Genomic DNA, 21,653 nt, shown 5'->3' on the forward strand with positions numbered 1-21,653 from the left:
ACGCAAGCAGGAAAGAGGAGTCCACATGCCCGTCAATCTTCCGCTGCCCCAGGCAGAGAACCTGAAATCCGTCGCCGGCGTGGAGCTGGGCTGGGCCGAGGCGGGCATCCGCAAGGCCAACCGCAAGGACGTGCTGGTGGTGCGCGTGGCCGATGGCAGCACCGTGGCCGGCGTCTTCACCAGCAACCGCTTCTGCGCCGCGCCGGTGCAGGTCTGCCGCGAGCACCTGGCCGCTGGCAAGGGCATCCGCGCGCTGGTGGTCAACACCGGCAATGCCAACGCCGGCACCGGCGAACCGGGCCTGGCCAATGCCCGCGCCAGCTGCGACGCGCTGGCAGCGCAACTGGGCATCGCCGCCGAGCAGGTGCTGCCGTTCTCGACCGGCGTGATCCTGGAACCGCTGCCGGTCGACCGCCTGGTGGCCGGCCTGCCCGCCGCCATCGCCAACGCGAAGCCGGACAACTGGCTGGCCGCCGCCGAAGCCATCATGACCACCGACACGCAGCCCAAGGCCGCGTCGCGCACGGTGCAGATCGACGGCAAGACCGTGACGCTGTCGGGCATCAGCAAGGGCGCCGGCATGATCCGCCCGAACATGGCGACCATGCTCGGCTTTATCGCCATGGACGCCGCCGTGGCCCAGCCGGTGCTGCAGGCGCTGGTCTCCTACGCCGCCGACCATTCGTTCAACAGCATCACCATCGACGGCGATACCTCGACCAACGACTCGTTCGTGCTGATCGCCACGGGCAAGTCCGGCGCCGTGGTCGAGCGCGCCGAAGGCCCTGCCTTCGAGGCGCTGCGCGACGCGGTGACCGCGCTGGCGCAGGAACTGGCGCAGATGATCGTGCGCGACGGCGAAGGCGCCACCAAGCTGATGACCATCCGCGTCGAAGGCGGCAAGGACGTCGCCGAGTGCCGCCAGATCGCCTATGCGGTGGCGCACTCGCCGCTGGTCAAGACCGCGTTCTATGCGTCGGACCCCAACCTGGGCCGCATCCTGGCCGCGGTCGGCTACGCCGGCGTGACTGACCTCGACGTCGGCCGCGTCAACCTGTGGCTGGACGATGTCTGGGTGGCCCGCGACGGCGGCCGCAACCCCGACTACCGCGAGGAAGACGGCCAGCGCGTGATGAAGCAGGCCGAGATCACCGTGCGCATCGCGCTCGGCCGCGGCAAGGCCGAAGCGACGGTCTGGACCTGCGACCTGTCGCACGACTACGTGTCGATCAACGCGGATTACCGCTCATAACTGCCAGCAACACGCTGACCCCTACTGCCACACGCCCCTGCCATGTCTGACCTCGCCGCCCGCCTCGACAACTTCCTCGCCCGACTCGAACAATGGCTGCCGCCGCAACTGAGCGACGCCGACTGGCAGGAGGCCGTGGCGTTCCGCTGGCGCAAGCGGCAGAGCCTGTTCGGCAATATCGGCTACCTGCAGCCGGTGCGCCAGCTGCCGCCGATCCACCTGGACGACCTGAAGAACATCGAGCGGCAGAAGGACGCCATCGTCGCCAACACACGCCAGTTCGTGAGCAAGCTGCCGGCCAACAACGTGCTGCTGACCGGCGCGCGCGGCACCGGCAAGTCGTCGCTGATCAAGGCCTGCCTCAATGCCTTCGTCAGGGACGGGCTGCGGCTGGTTGAGGTGGACAAGGATGACCTGGGCGACCTCGGCGATATCGTCGAGCTGGTTGCGCAGCGCCCCGAGCGCTTCGTGATCTTCTGCGACGACTTGTCGTTCGAAGAAGGCGAGTCGGGCTACAAGTCGCTCAAGTCGGCGCTGGACGGCTCGGTGGCGGCGCAGTCGGACAACGTGCTGATCTACGCCACCTCCAACCGCCGGCACCTGCTGCCGGAGTACATGAAGGACAACGAGACCTACCGTCACACCGACGATGGCGAGATCCATCCCGGCGAAGTGGTGGAAGAGAAGATTTCGCTGTCCGAGCGCTTCGGGCTGTGGCTGTCGTTCTACCCGCCCAAGCAGGACGAATACCTGGCCATCGTCGGCCACTGGCTCAGGCACTTCGGCTGCACCGACGAGGACATCGCCGCGGCGCGCGGCGATGCGCTGGTGTGGGCGCTGGAGCGCGGCTCGCGCTCGGGCCGCGTGGCGTGGCAGTTTGCGCGCGACTGGGGCGGCAAGCATGGCAAGCCTTATATCGCCGACGTGGACGGCGACGCCAAGGCATGAGCGCATCCATGCAAAGCCCCGCAGACACGGCCGGCAATTCTCCGCGCAAAGTCACCGAGGTCGCCGTGGGCGTGATAGTGCAGCCCGACGGCCGCTTCCTGTTGGCGCAACGCCCTGCGGGCAAGCCCTACGAGGGCTATTGGGAATTCCCCGGCGGCAAGCTGGAGCCCGGTGAGTCGGTGGAGGCAGCACTGGCCAGAGAACTCCATGAAGAGCTGGGCCTTGATGTAACGCAATGCGAGCGCTGGCACATCCTTGAACATGACTACCCGCACGCCTATGTGCGGCTGTACTTTTGCAAGGTCACGGCCTGGCGGGGCGATCCCATCGGCCGCGAAGGCCAGGCCTTCTCCTGGCAGCAGACGCCCGTGACAGTCGGGCCGCTGCTGCCCGCCACCATCCCGGTGGTGGAATGGCTTGCCGAGGAAGCGCGCGACAGCTGACCTTGCCCTTTGCCGCCGGTGGGCTGCGCCTGCTGGCCGAGGGCGCCAACTTCTGGCTGTCGGCCGGGGCCTCGGTGGTGCGGCTGTCGACGCGCTTCTCGCTGGCGCTGGAACATGCCGAGCGACGCGGCACGCTGCTGGCCTCGGGCCTGATCGTGGGGGAAAGCCTGGTCGGGGTGATGCTGGCCGCGCTGATCGGCCTGTCGGGCAAGGATGCGCCGCTGGCGCTGGTCGGGGCCGGGTTTGAAGCGACCGCGCAGTGGCTGGGCCTGGCGGTGTTCGCACTGGTGTGCGTGGGCTTCTACCGCCGCGTGCTGGCGGCGGCGCACTGAACCACGGGGGGCGCTGAAGGCGCGGGCGCGTCAGTCGTCCTCGTCTTCAGGCTGGTCGGCGGAGGTTTCGCCCGGCTTGCCGCCGATCACGTATTTCTCGGACGCCCAGGCGCCGAGATCGATCTGCTTGCAGCGCTCGGAACAGAAGGGGCGGAATTTGTTGTCGGGCACCCAGGCCACCTCGGTGCCGCAGGTGGGGCATTTGACGACAGCAGGCATAGCGTTCAGCGCAGGCTTCAGAAATTGCAGAGTTTCAGCAGGAACGGGATATCCGCATCGACCGAGCGTGGGCGCAGGTCGCCGTCCTGCTGCGTGAAGCGCACCCACAGCATGTACTTGTTGGCGCTCATCTCGGGGATGAAGGCCAGCAGCGAGTCATCCAGGTAGACCTGCATCAGCTGGTAGCTGCGCCCGGACAGCATCTGCTGGTAGCTGCCGCCGGTGGCGATCACCTTGCCGCTCTGGCCGGCTTCGCGCAGCAGGCGCAGCACGATGGTGGTGCCCATGCGCAGCGACAGCAGCGGACGTACCCACTTCAGGATATCGGCGCGGCGGTCTTCGGCAGGGCGGTGCTGCCAGGCATAGTAGGCCGGCAGGTCGAACTCGCAGGTGCCGCCGGGAATGATCGCGCGGCTGCGGATGCTGGTCAGCCACTCATTGTCGGCCAGCAGCTGGCCGGCCTTGCCCACGGTCTGGTTGAGCATGGCGATGCCTTGCTCGATCTCGCCGATGACGGCGTCCAGCGCCTCCTGGTCGATCTGCGGGCTGGCGCGCAGCGGCGCCAGTGCCTGGCGCTGGCGTTCCAGTTCCTTGATCAGGTCGGTCTTGAGGTCGGCGCGGCCGGCCACGTCGATGATCTCGAACAGCGTGGTCAGCGCGACATGGTGCTGGTGGGCATGATCCTGGCCGAGAAAGTATTCCAGCCGATCGAACAGGTCCTCCAGGCGCAGGAGTGTCCTGATGCGTTCGTTGAAAGGGTATTCGTACAGAATCAAGTGCAATGTCCGTGCAGGGCGTCGGGCGCTTTCAGGAGCGGCCCGGTGCAGAATGAGGCCCGGGAAATGCCGGAAGGGGCGATATATGGCGGGCGGTTGCCGGCAGTATGCGGTGATTTCCCCGCATATTCCAGCGCATTCTATGCGAGACACGAGCCGAGGACAATGTCGCGTGCATGATGCCTTGCGCTGGCGCGCCGGGTTGCGCGTTATGGATGGACCCTGGCCGCCGCCGACAGTTCACGATAGTAGCGGTCGAGCCGGTCGACCTGGTCCACCAGCGCCTCCACCGGGCCGTCGTTGTCGATGACGTCGTCGGCACATGCCAGGCGCTCGGCGCGGGTGGCCTGTCTGGCCATGATGGCCTGCACCTGCTCGCGGCTGAAGCCGTTGCGCGACATCACGCGCGCTACCTGGGTGGCCTCGGTGCAGTCCACCACCAGCACGCGGCCCACGCGCTCGCGCCATGAGCCCGATTCCACCAGCAGCGGCACCACGTAGATCAGGTAGGGATGGTCGCCGGCATCGCGGATCGCGTGGGCGCGCTCGGTGGTCAGTGCACGGATCAGCGGGTGGGTGATGGCTTCAAGCCGCGCCTTGGCTGCGGGGTCGGCAAACACCAGTGCGCGCATCGCGTCGCGGTCCATGGCGCCGTCGGGACGCAGGCAGGCCGGGCCGAAGGCCTCGACCAGGGCCGGGATGGCGCGCCCGCCCGGGGCGGTGATCTCGTGCGCGAGCAGGTCGGTGTCGATGATCGCGGCACCGCGCGCGGCAAACATGTCGGCCACGCGGGTCTTGCCGCTGCCGATGCCGCCGGTCAGTCCGATTTCCAGCATGTGAGGCTCTGTTGACGATGTTGCCGCAACGATACCAGCTTCAGCGGTGATCGTCGGACACCGTCATGGCCATGCAAACAGCGGCAGCACGCCGGGGCCGAACAGCAGCACCACCACGCCGGCCAGCGCGATGAAGGGCCCGAACGGGAACGGCGTGTCGCGCTCCTGGCGGCGCAGCGCGATATTGGCCAGCCCGAACAGCACGCCGACCACCGACGACAGCAGCACCAGCGCGGGCAGCGCCTGCCAGCCGAACCAGGCGCCCAGCGCCGCCATCAGCTTGAAGTCGCCAAAGCCCATGCCTTCCTTGCCGCGCACCAGCCGGAACAGCCAGTAGGCCGTCCACAGCACCAGGTAGCCGGCAGCAGCGCCGATCACGGCGTCGGGCAGCGCCACGAACACGCCGCCCAGGTTCAGCAGCAGGCCCAGCCACAGCAGCGGCAGGGTGATCTGGTCCGGCAGCAGTTGCGTATCGGCATCGATCATGGTCAGCGCCAGCAGCGCCCACACCAGTACCAGCGCGGCCAGGGCCTGTCCGCCGGGGCCGAAGCGCCACGCCGCCAACGCGCTCAGCACGCCACAGGCCAGCTCGACCAGCGGATAGCGCACACTGATCGGCGCCTTGCATGCCGAGCAGCGCCCGCGCAGGAACAGGTAGCTCAGCACCGGCACGTTCTCCCACGGCGCAATCGCGTGGCCGCAATGCGGGCAGGCCGAGCGCGGCACCATCAGGTTGTAGCGGCCGGGGTAGGGCAGCGGGTCGCCGCGCAGCTCGGCGATATAGTTGGCCTCGTCGCGCTCCATCATGCGTGGCATCCGGTGGATGACCACGTTGAGGAAGCTGCCGACCACCAGCCCGAGCAGCGCGGCGGCCGCCACCAGGAAGGCGGGCGGCAACGCCGTCAGCGCCTCGACCAGCGGCGCGCCGCCGGTGGAGGCCGACGAAGGGTAGGGAGAAGCAGACCACGCAGGCAACATCGCTTACACCACCTGTCCCAGCTTGAAGATCGGCAGGTACATCGCCACCACCATGCCGCCGATCAGCACACCCAGCACCACGATGATCAGCGGCTCGATCAGGCTGGAGATCGCGGCCACGGCATCGTCGACCTCGCGCTCGTAGAACTCCGCCACCTTCAGCAGCATGTTGTCCAGCGCGCCGGACTCCTCACCGATCTGCGTCATCTGCAGCACCATGTTGTCGAACACATGGGTGGCCTGCATCGCGTTGGTCAGGCTGGTGCCGATGCGCACCGATTGCTCGATCTCGCGCGTGGCGTCGTAGTAGACCCAGTTGCCGGCCGCGCCGGCCACGGACTCCATTGACTCCACCAGCGGGGTGCCGGCGGCGAACATGGTGGCCAGCGTGCGGGTCCAGCGCGCGATCACGGCCTTGCGGAACAGGCTGCCGAAGATCGGCAGCTTCAGCAGCGTGCGGTCGGTGGCGCGCTGCACCTTCTCCGATTTCTTCAGTGCGCGCAGGTAGAAGGAGATGCCGGCCACCGGCACCCCGATCACCAGGTACCAGTACTGGACAAAGAAGTCCGAGATGGCGATCACCAGCAGCGTCGGCGCCGGCAGGTTGGCGCCGAAGCTGGAGAACACGCCCTTGAACGCCGGGATCACGAACAGCATCAGGATCACGGTCACGGCAAAGGCCACCGTCAGCACCGCGATCGGGTAGATCATCGCCGACTTGATCTGGCCTTTCAGCGCGATGGTCTTTTCCATGTAGAGCGACAGGCGCTCCAGCAGCGAGTCCAGGATACCGCCCTGTTCGCCGGCATCGATCAGGTTGCAGTACAGCGTATCGAAGTACTTCGGATGGCGCCGGAATGCCGCGGCCATGCTGCTGCCGGCCTCGATGTCGAAGCGGATGTCGGACAGCAGCTGGGTGAAGTTGGGATTCACGTGGCCACGCGCGATGATGTCGATCGACTGCAGCAGCGGAATACCGGCCTTGAGCATGGTCGACAACTGCCGGGTGAAGTAGGCGATGTCCTTCTCGGTGATCTTGCGCCCGCGCGCGGCCTTGCGCTTCTTCAGCTTGACGATGGTCAGGCCCTGCTTGCGCAGCGTGGCGGTGACCTCGGCCTGGTTCTCGGCGCGCAGTTCGCCGGTGAAGGTCTTGCCCTTGCGGTCCTTGCCTTCCCACTCAAAGATGTACTGGGTGGGTGCCTTGCGCCCCTTCCCTGATTTCGCCCGTGACGGTGCCGCCGTCCGGGCGCTCGCCGCTGGTGCACGCGTCGCCATGATATTGACCCCCGATGTAAATGACGCTTGTTCTGCGTCTTGTATTTACGTTGTGTCCTGCTTCCCTAAGTGTTTGTTGTCGCCAGCACTTCTTCGAGTGACGTGACGCCCTGCTTCACCTTCAGCAGCCCCGCTTCGCGCAACGATAGCACGCCGTCCTTGCGCGCCTGCTCGGCGATTTGCAGTGCCGTTCCGTGCGTCAGGATGATCTCCTGCATGGCCTCGGTGATCGGCATGACCTGGTAGATGCCGCAGCGGCCCTTGTAGCCGGTGCCGTTGCAGCGCTCGCAGCCGACCGGGTGGTAGGGCTGCCAGCTGCCGTCCAGGTCTTGTTCGCGGAAGCCCGCCTCCAGCAGCGCCTCGCGCGGGATCTCGCCCTCGCGCTTGCAGGTGCACAGCCGCCGCGCCAGCCGCTGCGCGGTGATCATCAGCACGCTCGAGGCAATATTGAAGGCCGCCACGCCCATGTTCATCAACCGCGTCAGCGTGGTCGGCGCATCGTTGGTGTGCAGCGTCGACAACACCAGGTGACCGGTCTGCGCGGCCTTGATCGAGATGTCGGCGGTTTCCAGGTCGCGGATTTCGCCGACCATGATGATGTCCGGGTCCTGCCGCAGGAACGAACGCAGGGCCGCGGCAAAGGTCAGGCCCGCCTTGTCGTTGACGTTGACCTGGTTGATGCCGGGCAGCTGGATTTCCGCCGGGTCCTCGGCGGTGGAGATATTGATGTCGCCCTGGTTGAGCAGGTTCAGGAAGGTGTACAGCGACACCGTCTTGCCGCTGCCGGTGGGGCCGGTCACCAGCACCATGCCGTAGGGGCGCTTGATCACGTCCAGCAGCAGCGCCTTCTGCTCGGGCTCATAGCCGAGCTGGTCGATGTCGAGCTTGTCGGACGAAGATTCCAGGATCCGCATCACGATCTTCTCGCCGAACAGCGTCGGCAGCGTCGACACGCGGAAATCCACTGCCCGCTCGACCGTCTCCTTGGCGTCCTTGTCCTTGGGCAGGGCAATCAGCAGCTTCATGCGGCCGTCCTGCGGCACGCGCTTTTCAGAAATATCCAGGCGCGACAGCACCTTGATGCGGGTGGCGATCTTGTCGCGGATGTCCAGCGGCGGGCGTGCAACCTCCTGCAACACCCCGTCCACGCGGAAGCGGACGCGGTAGAAAGTCTCGAACGGCTCGAAGTGCAGGTCGGACGCGCCGCGATGGAAGGCCTCGGTCAGCAGCTTCTGCAGGAAGCGCACCACCGGGGCGTCGTCGATATTGTCAGCGGTGGTGCGGTTGCGCTGGTTGCCGGCCGCGGCCACCGGATCGTATTCGATCATCTTGCGCTCGGCCTGCACCGGCGAGATGTTCTTCAGCGTGCCCAGGGCCTCGCCGGCGGAGCGCACGTGCTTCATCAGCTTGTCGTGCTCGACCACCACCGCTTCGACCGGCAGCTTGTACTTTTCCTTGATCGCATCCAGCCCGGCCTGGTTGGACGGGTCGGACATCGCCAGCACCAGCCGGTTCTCGCGCCGGCCCAGCGGCAGCAGCCGGTGCGCGTGGAATTCACGGTTGCCGGCCAGCAACGGCGGCACCTTGGTCAGGTTGTACTGGGCCAGGTCCAGCAGCGGCAGCTGGTACTTGTCCGCGGCAAACAGCGCCAGGTCGTGCGCGCTCATGGTGCCGCTGCCGACGATCTCGTCGATCAGCTGCGACTGCTTTTCACGCGCGGCCTGCTCCAGCTGAGCAAGCAGGGCGGGCGCGATACGCCGGCTCTGGGCCAGGGCAAGACCGAGTGTCATGGCAGGTGCGCTGTGCGGTGCGGTTAGGCGGTGGCGGATGCCACGCAGGCGGGGCGGACGGACCCACGTCCCCGGATCGGGGCAGTTTGCCGCCGGGGTCACTTTTTGTAAAGCCGACGCGGGCGCGGTGTTGGCGTTTGCGCGACACGGGCGCAACCCTACTTGCGCGGGGAAGAAGCGGCGTTTCAGGCAGCTTCCTTGCGAGCGGGGTGGTGTCCTTTTGAGAGGAATCCCTGCCCTCGCCTTTTCAATTGCCACCTTCCGGCGGCTGGTGCGCGACGGCAAGCTCGCGCCCCATGCGGAAGTGGGTCGTAGCCAGCTGTTTTCCGCGGCCGACCTGAAGGCATTCAAGCGTCAGCGCAAGGCGATCAAGGGATGAGTTGCCGGAGGATCGGGGAGGGGGGCAGAAAGACAAAAGGCCGAACCAACTGACGTTGATTCGGCCTTTTAAATCTGGTCGGGGTGAGAGGATTCGAACCTCCGGCCTCTACGTCCCGAACGTAGCGCTCTACCAGGCTAAGCTACACCCCGATTTGGTTTGCTGGCAAACGTCTGACCGTCTGCAGCAAAGAATGTAAGTTTAGCAGCGTTTTTTGGGGAATGGAAGGGGGCGAGGAAAATCGCCGTTCAGCCCGCTTCCGCTGCCTTCCCCGCGGTTGCGTCAGGACTGCCGTTGCAATGAGAACGCGCAGAGCTGGATCAGGGTTTCCTTCAGTTCCGACGGCGGGAACTGCCGTGCCGCTTGTTCGGCGGCTTCAGCCTCGCGCCGTGCGGCTTCGAAGGTGACGTCCAGCGCGCCGCTGGCGTGGATTGCGGCAAACACGGCATCGAAATGCTCGGTGCCGCCTTGCACGATGGCGTCGCGCGCGAGCTGGCGCTGTTCGGGCGTGCCGTGTTCCAGCAGGTGCAGCAGGGGCAGGGTGGGCTTGCCTTCGCGCAGGTCGTCGCCGGCGTTCTTGCCCATCTGCTCGGCGCTGGCGGTGTAGTCCAGCATGTCGTCGATCAGCTGGAAGGCGGTGCCAATGCGGCGGCCATACTCTGCCGCCGCTTCTTCCATCTGGGCGTCGGCGCCGGCCAGCACGGCGCCGAGTTGCGCTGCGGCCTCGAACAGCTTGGCGGTCTTGTAGCGGATCACCTGCAGGTAGCGTTCGACGGTGACGTCGGGGTCGTGCATGTTCAGCAGTTGCAGGACCTCGCCCTCGGCGATCACGTTGGTCGCGTTGGACAGGATCTCCATGATGCGCATGCTGCCGGCATCGACCATCATCTGGAACGCGCGCGAATAGAGGAAGTCGCCCACCAGCACGCTGGCGGCGTTTCCGAACACGGCATTGGCGGTATCGCGCCCGCGCCGCAGCTCGGACTCGTCGACCACGTCGTCGTGCAGCAGGGTGGCGGTGTGGATGAACTCCACCACGGCGGCCAGCTCATGGTGGCGGTTGCCGTCGTAGCCCATCGCGCGCGCTGTCAGCAGCAGGATCACCGGGCGCAGGCGCTTGCCGCCGGCACCGATGATGTATTCGCCGATCTGCTCGATCAGGGGGACTTCAGAAGACAGCCGCTGGCGGATAACAGCATCGACCGCGCGCATGTCTGCAGCGACCGGGGCAAGCAAGGCAGTGGCGGAAGACTGGGACAAGATGATCACCGTTACGCAAAACCGGACGATTATATGCGATGCGCGTAGCGTTCTACGTATGGCGCGTTTCTAAAGATTCGCGCTCAGGGTATGCGCTCAGGGTGTTCGCAAGGCGCGCAACTATAATGCAGCCATGAACAAGCCCGTGCCTCGCCGCCACCTGCGCCGCACCGCCCTTTGGGTGGCGTTTGCTGCACTGGCGGGATTCCTGCTCGCCGACCTGACCTGAGCCAGGGCGCGGCCCCATTGTGGCGATGCCGCCGCACACAGGCTATGTGCCTGTTTTCTTTGCCCTTTTCCCGGATCTCGTTTACAATTCCCGGTTTCCTCCGGTAGCTGCGCTCGCTTTGCGGGTTCTGACCGGCGGGAGATAACCGGGCCGCACTGAGCCCATCCAGGCGCCAGGCCGTGCGATTGACCGGCCGCGCAGGGTGCGCCAGTGCCGGCATACGGCGTTTTATTCACATCCGAGAGGTTCGACAATGTACGCGGTCGTAAAAACCGGCGGCAAGCAATACAAGGTTGCTGCTGGCGAAAAACTGAAAGTAGAACAGATACCGGCAGACATTGGCGCAGAAATCACGCTCGACCAGGTGCTCGCAGTGGGCGCCGGCGACCAAATCAAGTTTGGTACGCCGCTGGTTAGCGGGGCTTCCGTCAAGGCTACCGTTATCTCCCAAGGTCGTCACGACAAAGTGAAGATCTTCAAGATGCGCCGTCGCAAGCACTACCAGAAGCGTCAGGGCCATCGTCAGAATTACACCGAACTGCGCATCGAAGCGATCGTTGCCTGATCGATCGAGCGTAACCAGGTAAAGCGACAGGAGTAAGACATGGCACAGAAAAAAGGCGGCGGTTCCACGCGGAACGGCCGTGATTCCGAATCGAAGCGTCTGGGCGTGAAGGTGTTTGGTGGCCAGGCCATCAACGCCGGCGGCATCATCATCCGCCAACGCGGTACCCGCGTGCATGCCGGCGACAACGTCGGCGTGGGCAAGGACCACACGCTGTTTGCCCTGGTGGACGGCCACGTGCAGTTCGCCGTCAAGGGCCCTGCCAAGAAGCAGCAAGTCAGCGTCGTTCCGGCGGCCTGATAACAGCCTTTGCAGGATGAAGGCCCCGCAACGCTTGCGGGGCCTTTTCTTTTCTGGCGACAATGTCAGTTCGCCAGCCCGGTTGGAGGCTTCCAGCCGCTGATCCGCCGATCCATCACGGAAACCCATCATCATGAAGTTCATAGACGAAGCCCGAATCGAAGCCATCGCCGGCAACGGCGGCAATGGCAGCGCCTCGTTCCGGCGCGAGAAGTTTGTGCCCTTCGGCGGCCCGGATGGTGGCGATGGCGGCCGCGGCGGCAGCGTGTTCGCCGTGGCGGACCGCAACATCAATACGCTGATCGACTTCCGCTACGCCAGGAAGCACGTGGCCCGCAACGGCGAGAACGGCCGCGGCTCCGACTGCTACGGCGCGGCGGGTGAGGACATCACGCTGCGCATGCCGGTGGGCACGCTGATCACCGACATGGACACTGGCGAAGTCATCGCCGACCTGACCGAGCACGGCCAGCGCGTGTGCCTGGCCGAAGGCGGCATGGGCGGCTGGGGCAACCTGCATTTCAAGTCCAGTACCAACCGCGCGCCGCGCCAGCAGGTGGACGGCAAGCCGGGCGAGCGCCGCATGCTCAAGCTCGAGCTCAAGGTGCTGGCCGACGTCGGCCTGCTGGGCATGCCCAACGCCGGCAAGTCGACCTTTATCTCGCATATCTCCAACGCGCGCCCGAAGGTGGCGGACTATCCGTTCACCACCCTGCACCCGAACCTGGGCGTGGTGCGCGTGGACCATGAGCAATCGTTCGTGGTTGCCGACATTCCCGGCCTGATCGAAGGCGCGGCCGAAGGCGCGGGCCTGGGTCACCAGTTCCTGCGCCACCTGCAGCGCACCGGCCTGCTGCTGCATATCGTCGACCTGGCACCGTTCGACGAGGCAGTCGACCCGGTGTCCGAGGCCAAGGCCATCGTCAACGAGCTGAAGAAGTACGACGAAACCCTGTACGACAAGCCGCGCTGGCTGGTGCTGAACAAGCTCGACGTGGTTCCCGAGGACGAGCGCGCGGCCCGCGTGAAGGATTTCATCAAGCGCTACAAGTGGAAGGGGCCGGTGTTCCAGATTTCGGCGCTGACCGGCGAAGGCTGCCGCGAGCTGATCTACGCGATCAAGGACCACCTGCAGGCGATCAAGGCCGAAGAAGCCGCGGCGCTGGCCGAGCCGGACATCCGGCTGGACGAGCGCCTGCACAACGTCGACCAGGGGCCGGGCGAGGCATAAGCCGGGGCCGCCGCTGGCGCCCCACCACAGAAGAATACCCACGGACAATTCGGGCGCGGCGCCCGCCGCCGGCTGCCCGGGAGACAGGATTCCCGTCATGCAATCGGTCATCGCGCAGGCAAAGCGCATCGTCGTCAAAGTCGGCTCCAGCCTGGTCACCAACGACGGCAAGGGGCTGGACCACGACGCCATCGCCCGCTGGGCGGCCCAGATCGCCAAGCTGCGCGTGGCCGGCAAGGAAGTGGTGCTGGTCAGCTCCGGCGCCATCGCCGAAGGCATGCAGCGCCTGGGCTGGGTGCGCCGCCCGAAGGAAATCCATGAGCTCCAGGCCGCCGCCGCCGTCGGCCAGATGGGCCTGGCGCAGGTCTATGAGAGCCAGTTCGACCGCTACGGCATCCGCACCGCGCAGGTGCTGCTGACCCACGCCGACCTGGCCGACCGCGAACGCTACCTCAACGCCCGCTCGACCCTGCTCACGCTGCTGTCCCTGGGCGTGGTGCCGATCATCAACGAGAACGACACCGTGGTCACCGACGAAATCAAGTTCGGCGACAACGACACGCTGGGCGCGCTGGTGACCAACCTGATCGAAGGCGACGCGCTGGTGATCCTGACCGACCAGCGCGGCCTGTACACCGCCGACCCGCGCAAGGATCCGGCCGCGCAGTTCGTGGACGAGGCCCTGGCCGGCACCCCCGAGCTGGAAGCCATGGCCGGCGGCGCCGGCACGTCGATCGGGCGCGGCGGCATGCTGACCAAGATCCTGGCGGCCAAGCGCGCGGCCAAGTCCGGCGCCCACACCACCATCGCCTCCGGGCGCGAGGCCAATGTGCTGGAGCGCCTGGCCGCGGGCGAGGCCATCGGCACCCAGCTGCTGGCGCCGACCGGGCGGCTCACGGCGCGCAAGCAATGGATGGCCGACCACCTGCAGCTGCGCGGCCGGGTCGTGATCGACAACGGCGCGGTCGAGAAGCTCACCAGCGGCGGCAAGTCGCTGCTGCCGATCGGCGTGACGGAAGTGCAGGGCGAGTTCGCCCGCGGCGAGGTGATCGCGTGCGTCGACGCGCAGGGCAAGGAGGTGGCGCGCGGCATCACCAACTATTCCAGCGCCGAGGCGCGGCTGATCGCGCGCAAGCCCTCGTCCGAGATCGAGTCCGTGCTGGGGCACCTGAACGAGCCCGAACTGATCCATCGCGACAACCTGGTGCTGGTCTGACGGGCGTACAGGCCGGGCGCAAATAAAAACGGCGGGGCTGCCAGGCAGTCCCGCCGTTTTTTTATGTCGACGCTGCGCGCTTCAGCGCTTGCGCGGCGCGCGCGATTGCAGGTCGCGCACCATGGCGTCGGCGGTGCCGGCCACAGTACGGCCCTCGCAGAAGAAATCGATCGCCAGCGTGGCGGCATAGGCATTGCGCACGCCAGTCTCCATGCGGTGCCAGGTCTCGCCGTAGTCGCTGCTGTTGGGCACCCAATCCGTCGCGCCCCTGGGCAGCGTGGCGTAGAGCTTGCGCTCGAACGCATCGCAGCGCAGGCCTTCGAAGGTCACGTTGCGCGCGCCGCTCTGGCTGGTGGTGACGACCGTGTAGCGCACCACGTTGTCCTTGCCGACCGAGACCGACTTGCCGTCCACCGCGAACGACAGCGAGCCGGTGCCCGCCACCGAGAACGGGATCAGGTTGGCGTCCTGCGGTGGTGCCGGCAGCATCGCCTTGGCCTCTTCAAAGGTCTTGGGCGCGAACGGGTTGAGCCAGGTGCTTTCTTCCTCCGCCATCTCCTTGCCGGTGGTCTTGCAGCCGGCCAGCGCAAGGCTGGCCGCGGCAATCAGCAATCCGGCAGCGGTCAGGCCGCGGCGGCGGCCCAGGCCGGTGAAACTAGTCATCAGTGCTCCGTGAGGTGGAAACCGGCGTTGCCGGTGAATCGTGCTCGGTCGCGTGCGCGGCCTCGGCATTGCAGTCGGCGTCGGCCTGCTGTGCCTGCTGGGCACGGCTGAGCGCTTGGCTGCGCGGCCCGCCATGCCGGCCATGCATGCCGTGGGGGCCGTGCGTGCCGTGTGTGCCATAGGGACTCAGCGGCACACGCGCGTGCCGGTTCAGGAAGCGTGACAACTCCGTCAGCGCCAGCTGGTAGACATCGCGCTTGAACTCGATCACCGCCTCCAGCGGCACCCAGTAATGACTCCAACGCCAGGCGTCGAATTCAGGGTGCTCGGTGGCACGCAGATGGATGTCACAGTCCCTGCCGGCCATGCGCAGCAGGAACCAGATTTGTTTCTGGCCCTTGTAGTGGCCGCGGATCTCGCGGCGGATGAACTTGTCCGGCACCTCGTAACGCAGCCAGTCGCGCGTGCGACCGACGATCCTGACGTGCTCCGGAAGCAGGCCGATTTCCTCATGCAGTTCGCGGTACATGGCCTGTTCAGGCGTTTCGCCGTACTTGATGCCACCTTGCGGGAACTGCCAGGAGTGTTCGCCGATTCGCTTGCCCCAGAAAACCTCGTTTCGTGCGTTGAGGAGGATGATGCCGACGTTCGGGCGAAAGCCTTCACGATCGAGCATGACTGCACCTCGAATCCTTTAGAATTACGCTGATTATAAAGGAAGCGCGCAGCCGGGCCCGGACCGGGGGATGCTGGTTTTCCCCGAGCGGAAGGGCAGTTTCAGGCGCGTGCCCACAATTCAGCGCCGCCGGCCCCCGGATTTTGCCGGGACGGATTTTCCCGAACCCGGCGGCCCAGAGAGAAATTACGGATGAAAGCCTCGCAATTCTTCATTTCCACCCTCAAGGAAGCGCCCGCCGACGCGGAAATCGTTTCGCACAAGCTGATGATGCGCGCCGGCATGATCAAGAAGCTGGGCGCCGGGATCTACAACTACATGCCGATCGGGCTGCGCGTGATCCGCAAGGTGGAGAACATCGTGCGCGAGGAAATGAACCGCGCCGGCGCGGTGGAGCTGTCCATGCCGGTGATCCAGCCGGCCGAGCTGTGGCAGGAAACCGGCCGCTGGGACAAGATGGGCCCCGAGCTGCTGCGCCTGAAGGATCGCCATGAGCGCGATTTCGCGGTCCAGCCGACCTCGGAAGAGGTGGTGACCGACATCGCCCGCTCGGAAATCCGCAGCTACAAGCAGCTGCCGGTCAATTTCTACCAGATCCAGACCAAGTTCCGCGACGAGCGCCGGCCGCGCTTCGGCATCATGCGCGGGCGCGAGTTCACCATGAAGGATGCCTATTCCTTCGACCGCGACACGGACGGCCTGCGCAAGTCGTACGAGAACATGTACGATGCCTACGTGCGCATCTTCCGCCGCTTTGGCCTGGAATTCCGCGCCGTGGCGGCCGACAACGGCGCCATCGGCGGCTCGGGCTCGCATGAGTTCCATGTGATCGCCGACACCGGCGAAGACGCCATCGTCTACTGCCCGACCTCGGACTACGCCGCCAACATGGAGGCCGCCGAGGCGCTGCCCCTGCTGGCCGAGCGCGCCGCGCCCAAGGAAGACCTGGTCAAGACCTTCACCCCGGAAAAGGTCAAGTGCGAGCAGGTGGCGGAATTCCTGAACATCCCGCTGGAGCGCAACGTCAAGTCGATCGTGCTGGCCAAGGACACCGAAGCGGGCGCCGAGATCTGGCTGCTGCTGATCCGCGCCGACCACGAACTGAACGAGGTCAAGGCGTCCAAGGTGCCGGGCCTGGCCGACTTCCGCTTTGCCACCGAGAACGAGATCGTCGACGCGTTCGGCTCGCCGCCGGGCTACCTGGGCCCGATCGACATGAAGAAGCCGGTCAAGGTGGTGGCCGACCGCACCGTCGCCAACATGAGCGATTTCGTCTGCGGCGCCAACTATCGCGACTACCACTACACCGGCGTCAACTGGGGCCGCGACCTGCCCGAGCCGATCGTGGCCGACCTGCGCAACGTGGTCGCCGGCGACGCCTCGCCGGACGGCCAGGGCACGCTGGAAATCTGCCGCGGCATCGAGGTGGGCCATGTGTTCATGCTGGGCACGCGTTACTCGGAATCGATGAACGCCACCTTCCTGGACGAGAACGGCAAGACCCAGCCGATGCAGATGGGCTGCTATGGCATCGGCGTCACCCGTATCCTGGGCGCGGCGATCGAGCAGAACTTCGATGAACGCGGCATCATCTGGCCGGCCGCGATCGCGCCGTTCGCGGTGGTGATCTGCCCGGTGGGCTACGACCGCTCCGAAGCCGTCAAGGCCGAGGCCGACCGCATCCATGCCGAGCTGCTGGCCGCCGGCGTGGACGTCATCCTGGACGACCGCGGCGAGCGCCCGGGCGTGATGTTTGCCGACTGGGAGCTGATCGGCGTGCCGCACCGCGTGGTGGTGGGCGACCGCGGCCTGAAGGAAGGCAAGGTCGAGTACCAGGGCCGGCGCGACGCGCAGGCCACCGCCGTCAGCGTGGCCGACGTGGTCGGCCACGTGCGCAGCCAGCTGGCGAACTGAGCCCCATGCGCGCCGCCCGCGGCATGACCGGTGCCGCCCGCCGCTGCGCGGGCGGGCTGCTGCTGGCCGTCGCGGCCATGGCAGCCCACGCCGGCGCGCAGAAGGAAGAAGACCTCGCCGATTCCGTGCGCGGCGCGCTGGCCGCCGCCATTGCCGATGACCGGCCCACGCGGCCGGTATTTGCGTCCGGCGGCGAGCGCCTGGCCTACCTGAAATGGCTGGGCGAGATGTCCGCCCGCCTGGCCTCGCGCATCCCCGAGCCGCAGGTGCGCGTGGAACTGATCGAGGTGGCCTACTACGAGGCCAAGCGCGCCGGGCTGGAGCCCGCGCTGGTGCTGGGCCTGGTCCAGGTCGAGAGCAACTTCCGCAAGTACGCGATCAGCTCGGCCGGCGCGCGCGGGCTGATGCAGGTGATGCCGTTCTGGGTGCGCGCCATCGGCGACAGCGACCCGCGCAAGCTGTTTCACCTGCAGAGCAATCTGCGTTACGGCTGCACCATCCTGCGCTACTACCTGGACCGCGAGCAGGGCGACCTGTACCTGGCGCTGGGCCGCTACAACGGCAGCCGCGGCCGCCCCGAATACCCGAACGCGGTGCTGGCGGCGTGGAAGCGCTGGCAGTATTCCGAAGCCACGGTTACCGTTGCCGGCGACCCCGAGATCGCGCCGTCGCGCCCGCGCGCGCCGGTGTCCGAGCCGCCTGCCCGCAACCCGTTCTCGTCGCAACGCGTCGCCACCAATCCGTCATGATCCGCGAAGCCTCCGTTGCCGGCGGCAAGACCGGCTACACCGAATCCTCGCCCGAACTTGAACAATGGCTGGCCCGGCATATCGCCCAGGGCTTTGCCGCCGATGCGCTGGTGTTGTCGATGCTGCGCTCGGGCTATGACGACGCCTTTGCCCGCCAGGCCGTGGCCGCGGCCTTTGCACAAGACGCCGGTGGTGCCGCCCCGGCCCGGCCTGCGCCGGCGCGCCCTGCGGCTGCCGCCGGCACGCCCGCGGTCTACGCGGCCGATGGCGGCGACCGCCAGGTCCCGATCCTGTTCCGGCTGGCGTCGCCGCAGGTCCAGCTGTTCCAGCAACTGCTGACCGACGACGAGTGCGATGCCCTGGTGGCGCTGTCGCGCGGCCGCCTGGCGCGCTCGCCTGTGGTCAACCCCGATACCGGCGACGAGAACCTGATCGACGCCCGCACCAGCATGGGCGCGATGTTCCAGGTGGCCGAGCACGCCCTGATCGCGCGCATCGAGGCACGCATCGCCGCCGTCACCGGCGTGCCCGCCGAGCACGGCGAAGGGCTGCAGATCCTCAACTACAAGCCCGGCGGCGAATACCAGCCGCACTTCGACTACTTCAACCCGCAGCGCCCGGGCGAGGCGCGCCAGCTGTCCGTCGGCGGACAGCGCATCGCCACCCTGGTGATCTACCTGAACACGCCCGAGGCGGGCGGCGCCACCGCGTTCCCGCGCGTGGGGCTGGAGGTGGCGCCGGTCAAGGGCAACGCGGTGTACTTCAGCTACCTGCTGCCCGACGGCACGCTGGATGAACGCACGCTGCACGCCGGCCTGCCGGTGGCATCCGGCGAAAAGTGGATCGCCACCAAATGGCTGCGCGAACGCCCGTACCGCAGCGAGGGGTGAGCCACCCCATGGCCGCGCCTGCGGCCACCCGCTGGTGGGCCGATCCCGCGCTGGCGTTCGCCGAAAGCCGGCGCGCCAGCCACAGCAGCGCCGGCTACCTGCCGCATACCCATCCCACCTTGTCGGTCGGCGCCGTCGACAGCGGCACCAGCCGCTTTGCCTGCGGCGACGAAGCGGCGCTGATCGGGCCCGGCGCGGTGGTGGTGATCCCGGCGGGCCAGGTGCATGCCTGCAATCCGGTGCCGGACGGGCGCTGGAGCTACCAGATGCTGCATTTCGATCCGGCGTGGGTCGCCTCCGTGCTGGATGAGGACGGCGCGGCACGGACCGCGCTGCCGGCGTGCGTGACGGAGTCGCCTCCGGTCTACGGGCTGGTCTGCGGGCTGAACCGCGCGCTGTTCTCGGCTGCGGACAGCGTCGAGAAGGAGGCCGCGCTGGTTGCCTTCATCGGCGACCTGCATGCCGCCATCGATACCGGCGCGGCCACGCAGACAATGCCGGCGCCCGCCGCCGTCTCCGCACGGGTGTCGCAACTGTGCGAGCTGCTGCGCGCACGCCACGCCGAACGGCTGCCGCTGGCCGAACTGGCGCACGCCTGCGGCCTGAGCCGCTACCACCTGATCCGTGCCTTCCGCGCCGAGACCGGCATGACGCCGCACGCCTACCAGCTCGACCTTCGCATCCAGCACGGGCGCCGCCTGCTGCGGCAGGGCGCGGCGCTGGCCGAGGTGGCGCTGATGCTGGGCTTTGCCGACCAGAGCCACTTCCAGCGCGCCTTCAAGCAGCGCGTGGCCATGACGCCGCGCGGCTACCAGCGCGCTGCCTGACCTGGCCTGCCGCCACAGCAACTTTCTTCAAGACCGCTCGCATCCCCGCGCACGACACTGCTGGCTCTTCACGGAGGGTCGCATGGACATGTCTTTCGATCTCGGCACGCGCGCGCTGCCCTGGCAGCAGTTCGCCATGGTGGCTGGCGCGCATGCGCTGGCGCTGCTCAGCCCGGGGCCGGACTTTTTCCAGGTGGTGCGCAGCGCGCTGGTGCACGGGCCACGGCGTGCCAGCGGCGTATGCCTGGGCATCGCGCTCGGCAATGGTGTCTTTATCGGCCTGGCGCTGGCCGGGTTTGCCGCGATGCGCGACTATCCGCTGCTGTTCGCGGCGTTGCAGTGGGCGGGCTGCGCCTACCTTGCATGGCTGGGCTGGCGGCTGCTGCGCGCCAGTGGCGACGTGGCCATTCCCGCGGCGGACGGCACCGCGCGCGCCGCGCCCGCGCCGTGGCTCGCCCAGCTGGCCAGCGGGTTCCTTTCCGCCGTCCTGAATCCCAAGAACGGGCTGTTCTATGCCAGCCTGTTCTCGGTGCTGGCCGCCAGCCGCACCCCGCCCGCGGTGCAGCTCGCCTACGGCGCATGGATGTTTGCCGTGGTGCTGGGCTGGGACCTGCTGGTGGCGCATGGCATCGGGCATCCGGCGGTGGCGGCGCGCTTCGGACGCTCGGTGCGGTGGGTGGAGCGGCTGACCGGCGCCGTGCTGTGGCTGCTGGCGCTGGCCGTGGCCTGGCACGCTGCCCGCTGAGCGTCACGGCGGCTCCGGCGCGGCGCCGTGACGCAATACGCGCCGCAGGGCCTCATCGTCCAGCCGCTGCATGCCGTGCATCCAGCCGCCGAGCAGCGTCAGCAACTCCAGCAGCGCATCGATGCGCGCCAGCAGGTGGGGGCGTCCTCAGCCGCGCCGGCTTCCTGCCGCAGCGCGCGCAGGGCGCGCAGTGCCGGGTCGATCTCGCGGCGCTTGCGCTCGGCGGCCAGGGTGCGGAAGCTGACCCAGACATCGGCGGGAACGCGCAGGTATTCGCGCCGGTCGCGCGGGACATCAGCCTGGGAAGGGCGGGTCAGGTTCCAGGAGTCCAGTTCCCTTAACCCCACGCTGATATTGGAGCGCGAGCGGCTCAGCGCCTGCGCGATCTCGTCGGCATTCAGCGGCCGCGCGGCGATATAGAGCAGGCTCAGGATCTGGCTGGCGGTGCGGGACAGGCCGCACTGGCTGCCCAGGTCGCCAAGGTGCGCAATCAGAAGTTGGGCTAGCGGTGACAGGTGCATGGTGTGGGGTGGGGGTCGCTTCGCCGCCGCATCGGCGGCCATGTGTTTGGCAGGACAATGCGCGGCGGGTTTGCGCCCGCCGCGCCGGCCCGGGTTGCTACTGCGCCGGCATCCAGGCTTGCGCATCCGCCTCCTTGGGCACCTGCGGTCCGCCCGACTGACGCCGCTGGCGCCGCAGCAGCTGGAAGGCAACTGGCATTTCGACGCGCTGCCGCTGCCCGATGCGCTGGCGCGCGGGGTGCTGCCGGTGCGCGTGCACGGCACCGACTACGTGGTGCTGGCCGATGCGATCGGTGCCGCGCTGACATCAGACATGGCCCTGACCACGGTGGATATCCAGGCCGCCGAAACGCGCGGCCAGCATCGAGCTGGAGGCGCGCGACATGGCGTCGGCCTTCCGCTACCTGGAAGCATTGCAGGCCGCGCCCGGCCTGGCCGCGACGCTGACGCAGAGCGCGATCAAGGCAAACGATCCGCAGCAGCCGCTGGCGGTGAAAGCTGCGCGTTTCACTGGTGCGCAAGTCCATCAGCCCGAAGCAAGCTGACCGGCGGCCGGCGGATCCCTGTATCGGCGTATTTTCATCAAAGTGTACCGGTACTGTACCGTTGGCTGACCGTAGACTGATTCCCCGAATGCCC

The 21,653-nt window shown here is 67.2% G+C and carries 24 protein-coding genes, 1 tRNA gene and 1 pseudogene; 15 read left to right on the plus strand and 11 right to left on the minus strand.

Annotated elements, in window-relative coordinates; all coding sequences use genetic code 11:
• Nucleotides 1-25: 25 nt before the first annotated feature.
• The 4 genes and pseudogenes from argJ to AC3WLE_RS03490 all read left to right on the plus strand — a co-directional run.
• Entirely contained in the window at nucleotides 26-1,252 is a 1,227-nt protein-coding gene (gene argJ / locus AC3WLE_RS03475) for a bifunctional glutamate N-acetyltransferase/amino-acid acetyltransferase ArgJ (RefSeq protein ID WP_492320375.1), read from the plus strand.
• A gap of 42 nt (nucleotides 1,253-1,294) precedes the next feature.
• Nucleotides 1,295-2,200 carry an ATP-binding protein gene (locus AC3WLE_RS03480; protein ID WP_492320374.1) on the plus strand — a complete coding sequence of 302 codons (906 nt, stop codon included), beginning with the start codon at nucleotides 1,295-1,297 and terminating at the stop codon, nucleotides 2,198-2,200.
• On the plus strand, nucleotides 2,197-2,643 hold the full coding sequence (locus AC3WLE_RS03485) for an NUDIX domain-containing protein (RefSeq protein WP_492320373.1): 447 nt from the start codon (nucleotides 2,197-2,199) through the stop codon (nucleotides 2,641-2,643). Before AC3WLE_RS03480 ends, AC3WLE_RS03485 begins: the two co-directional genes overlap by 4 nt.
• Before the next feature lie 122 nt (nucleotides 2,644-2,765).
• A pseudogene (locus tag AC3WLE_RS03490) lies at nucleotides 2,766-2,975 on the plus strand (OPT family oligopeptide transporter); the annotation flags it as partial.
• 30 nt (nucleotides 2,976-3,005) lie between these two features.
• Here the strand turns inward: AC3WLE_RS03490 and AC3WLE_RS03495 are convergent.
• The 6 genes from AC3WLE_RS03495 to pilB all read right to left on the minus strand — a co-directional run bounded on the left by AC3WLE_RS03495 (nucleotide 3,006) and on the right by pilB (nucleotide 8,849).
• The gene (locus AC3WLE_RS03495) at nucleotides 3,006-3,194 is read right to left on the minus strand and encodes a DNA gyrase inhibitor YacG (RefSeq protein WP_013958063.1); all 189 of its coding nucleotides are present in this window, start codon (nucleotides 3,192-3,194) and stop codon (nucleotides 3,006-3,008) included.
• Nucleotides 3,195-3,211: 17 nt separating this feature from the next.
• On the minus strand, nucleotides 3,212-3,970 hold the full coding sequence (gene zapD / locus AC3WLE_RS03500) for a cell division protein ZapD (RefSeq protein WP_010814754.1): 759 nt from the start codon (nucleotides 3,968-3,970) through the stop codon (nucleotides 3,212-3,214).
• 209 nt (nucleotides 3,971-4,179) lie between these two features.
• Nucleotides 4,180-4,806 carry a dephospho-CoA kinase gene (gene coaE / locus AC3WLE_RS03505; protein WP_010814753.1) on the minus strand — a complete coding sequence of 209 codons (627 nt, stop codon included), beginning with the start codon at nucleotides 4,804-4,806 and terminating at the stop codon, nucleotides 4,180-4,182.
• Between the two features lie 63 nt (nucleotides 4,807-4,869).
• Entirely contained in the window at nucleotides 4,870-5,784 is a 915-nt protein-coding gene (locus AC3WLE_RS03510) for a prepilin peptidase (protein WP_492356126.1), read from the minus strand.
• A gap of 3 nt (nucleotides 5,785-5,787) precedes the next feature.
• Nucleotides 5,788-7,059 carry a type II secretion system F family protein gene (locus tag AC3WLE_RS03515; RefSeq protein ID WP_492320370.1) on the minus strand — a complete coding sequence of 424 codons (1,272 nt, stop codon included), beginning with the start codon at nucleotides 7,057-7,059 and terminating at the stop codon, nucleotides 5,788-5,790.
• Nucleotides 7,060-7,124: 65 nt separating this feature from the next.
• On the minus strand, nucleotides 7,125-8,849 hold the full coding sequence (gene pilB, locus AC3WLE_RS03520) for a type IV-A pilus assembly ATPase PilB (protein WP_492353051.1): 1,725 nt from the start codon (nucleotides 8,847-8,849) through the stop codon (nucleotides 7,125-7,127).
• Nucleotides 8,850-9,069: 220 nt separating this feature from the next.
• On the opposite strand from pilB, the gene AC3WLE_RS03525 reads away from it, so the two are divergent.
• The gene (locus AC3WLE_RS03525; protein ID WP_492320368.1) at nucleotides 9,070-9,228 is read left to right on the plus strand and encodes a hypothetical protein; all 159 of its coding nucleotides are present in this window, start codon (nucleotides 9,070-9,072) and stop codon (nucleotides 9,226-9,228) included.
• Between the two features lie 75 nt (nucleotides 9,229-9,303).
• Here the strand turns inward: AC3WLE_RS03525 and AC3WLE_RS03530 are convergent.
• Nucleotides 9,304-9,380: transfer RNA gene (locus AC3WLE_RS03530), tRNA-Pro, on the minus strand.
• 130 nt (nucleotides 9,381-9,510) lie between these two features.
• Entirely contained in the window at nucleotides 9,511-10,440 is a 930-nt protein-coding gene (ispB, locus tag AC3WLE_RS03535; protein ID WP_049800579.1) for an octaprenyl diphosphate synthase, read from the minus strand.
• Nucleotides 10,441-10,970: 530 nt separating this feature from the next.
• Here ispB and rplU point away from each other — a divergent pair.
• From rplU to proB, 4 genes are all read left to right on the plus strand, one after another.
• Nucleotides 10,971-11,282, plus strand: coding sequence for a 50S ribosomal protein L21 (rplU, locus tag AC3WLE_RS03540; protein WP_006576525.1), 312 nt, complete (start codon nucleotides 10,971-10,973; stop codon nucleotides 11,280-11,282).
• Nucleotides 11,283-11,321: 39 nt separating this feature from the next.
• Complete coding sequence (rpmA, locus tag AC3WLE_RS03545) at nucleotides 11,322-11,582, plus strand: 50S ribosomal protein L27 (RefSeq protein WP_010814747.1); 261 nt, start codon at nucleotides 11,322-11,324, stop codon at nucleotides 11,580-11,582.
• A gap of 133 nt (nucleotides 11,583-11,715) precedes the next feature.
• On the plus strand, nucleotides 11,716-12,813 hold the full coding sequence (gene obgE, locus AC3WLE_RS03550; protein WP_492320367.1) for a GTPase ObgE: 1,098 nt from the start codon (nucleotides 11,716-11,718) through the stop codon (nucleotides 12,811-12,813).
• A 97-nt stretch (nucleotides 12,814-12,910) separates the two neighbouring features.
• Complete coding sequence (gene proB / locus AC3WLE_RS03555; protein WP_492320366.1) at nucleotides 12,911-14,029, plus strand: glutamate 5-kinase; 1,119 nt, start codon at nucleotides 12,911-12,913, stop codon at nucleotides 14,027-14,029.
• 81 nt (nucleotides 14,030-14,110) lie between these two features.
• Here proB and AC3WLE_RS03560 read toward each other — a convergent pair whose 3' ends face one another.
• Complete coding sequence (locus AC3WLE_RS03560; protein ID WP_492356125.1) at nucleotides 14,111-14,692, minus strand: CNP1-like family protein; 582 nt, start codon at nucleotides 14,690-14,692, stop codon at nucleotides 14,111-14,113.
• Nucleotides 14,685-15,368: an RNA pyrophosphohydrolase gene (locus tag AC3WLE_RS03565; protein WP_010814743.1), complete on the minus strand. Its 684-nt coding sequence runs from the start codon at nucleotides 15,366-15,368 to the stop codon at nucleotides 14,685-14,687. Before AC3WLE_RS03565 ends, AC3WLE_RS03560 begins: the two co-directional genes overlap by 8 nt.
• A 192-nt stretch (nucleotides 15,369-15,560) precedes the next feature.
• On the opposite strand from AC3WLE_RS03565, the gene AC3WLE_RS03570 reads away from it, so the two are divergent.
• The 5 genes from AC3WLE_RS03570 (at nucleotide 15,561) to AC3WLE_RS03590 (ending at nucleotide 20,493) form a co-directional block, all read left to right on the plus strand.
• Complete coding sequence (locus AC3WLE_RS03570; protein WP_035817091.1) at nucleotides 15,561-17,282, plus strand: proline--tRNA ligase; 1,722 nt, start codon at nucleotides 15,561-15,563, stop codon at nucleotides 17,280-17,282.
• Nucleotides 17,283-17,287: 5 nt separating this feature from the next.
• The gene (locus tag AC3WLE_RS03575; RefSeq protein ID WP_492356124.1) at nucleotides 17,288-18,031 is read left to right on the plus strand and encodes a lytic transglycosylase domain-containing protein; all 744 of its coding nucleotides are present in this window, start codon (nucleotides 17,288-17,290) and stop codon (nucleotides 18,029-18,031) included.
• Nucleotides 18,028-18,921 carry a 2OG-Fe(II) oxygenase gene (locus AC3WLE_RS03580; RefSeq protein ID WP_492356123.1) on the plus strand — a complete coding sequence of 298 codons (894 nt, stop codon included), beginning with the start codon at nucleotides 18,028-18,030 and terminating at the stop codon, nucleotides 18,919-18,921. The genes AC3WLE_RS03575 and AC3WLE_RS03580 overlap by 4 nt, the downstream gene beginning before the upstream one ends.
• Nucleotides 18,918-19,748, plus strand: coding sequence for an AraC family transcriptional regulator (locus AC3WLE_RS03585; protein ID WP_492356122.1), 831 nt, complete (start codon nucleotides 18,918-18,920; stop codon nucleotides 19,746-19,748). Before AC3WLE_RS03580 ends, AC3WLE_RS03585 begins: the two co-directional genes overlap by 4 nt.
• A gap of 82 nt (nucleotides 19,749-19,830) precedes the next feature.
• Nucleotides 19,831-20,493, plus strand: a complete 663-nt coding sequence (locus tag AC3WLE_RS03590; protein ID WP_492356121.1) for a LysE family translocator — start codon at nucleotides 19,831-19,833, stop codon at nucleotides 20,491-20,493.
• A 98-nt stretch (nucleotides 20,494-20,591) separates the two neighbouring features.
• Here AC3WLE_RS03590 and AC3WLE_RS03595 read toward each other — a convergent pair whose 3' ends face one another.
• Entirely contained in the window at nucleotides 20,592-21,014 is a 423-nt protein-coding gene (locus AC3WLE_RS03595) for a GbsR/MarR family transcriptional regulator (protein ID WP_492356120.1), read from the minus strand.
• A 118-nt stretch (nucleotides 21,015-21,132) separates the two neighbouring features.
• On the opposite strand from AC3WLE_RS03595, the gene AC3WLE_RS03600 reads away from it, so the two are divergent.
• On the plus strand, nucleotides 21,133-21,639 hold the full coding sequence (locus tag AC3WLE_RS03600) for a hypothetical protein (RefSeq protein WP_492356119.1): 507 nt from the start codon (nucleotides 21,133-21,135) through the stop codon (nucleotides 21,637-21,639).
• The last annotated feature ends 14 nt before the right edge of the window (nucleotides 21,640-21,653 follow it).

Source organism: Cupriavidus sp. FW306-1B-F12B (assembly GCF_058781795.1).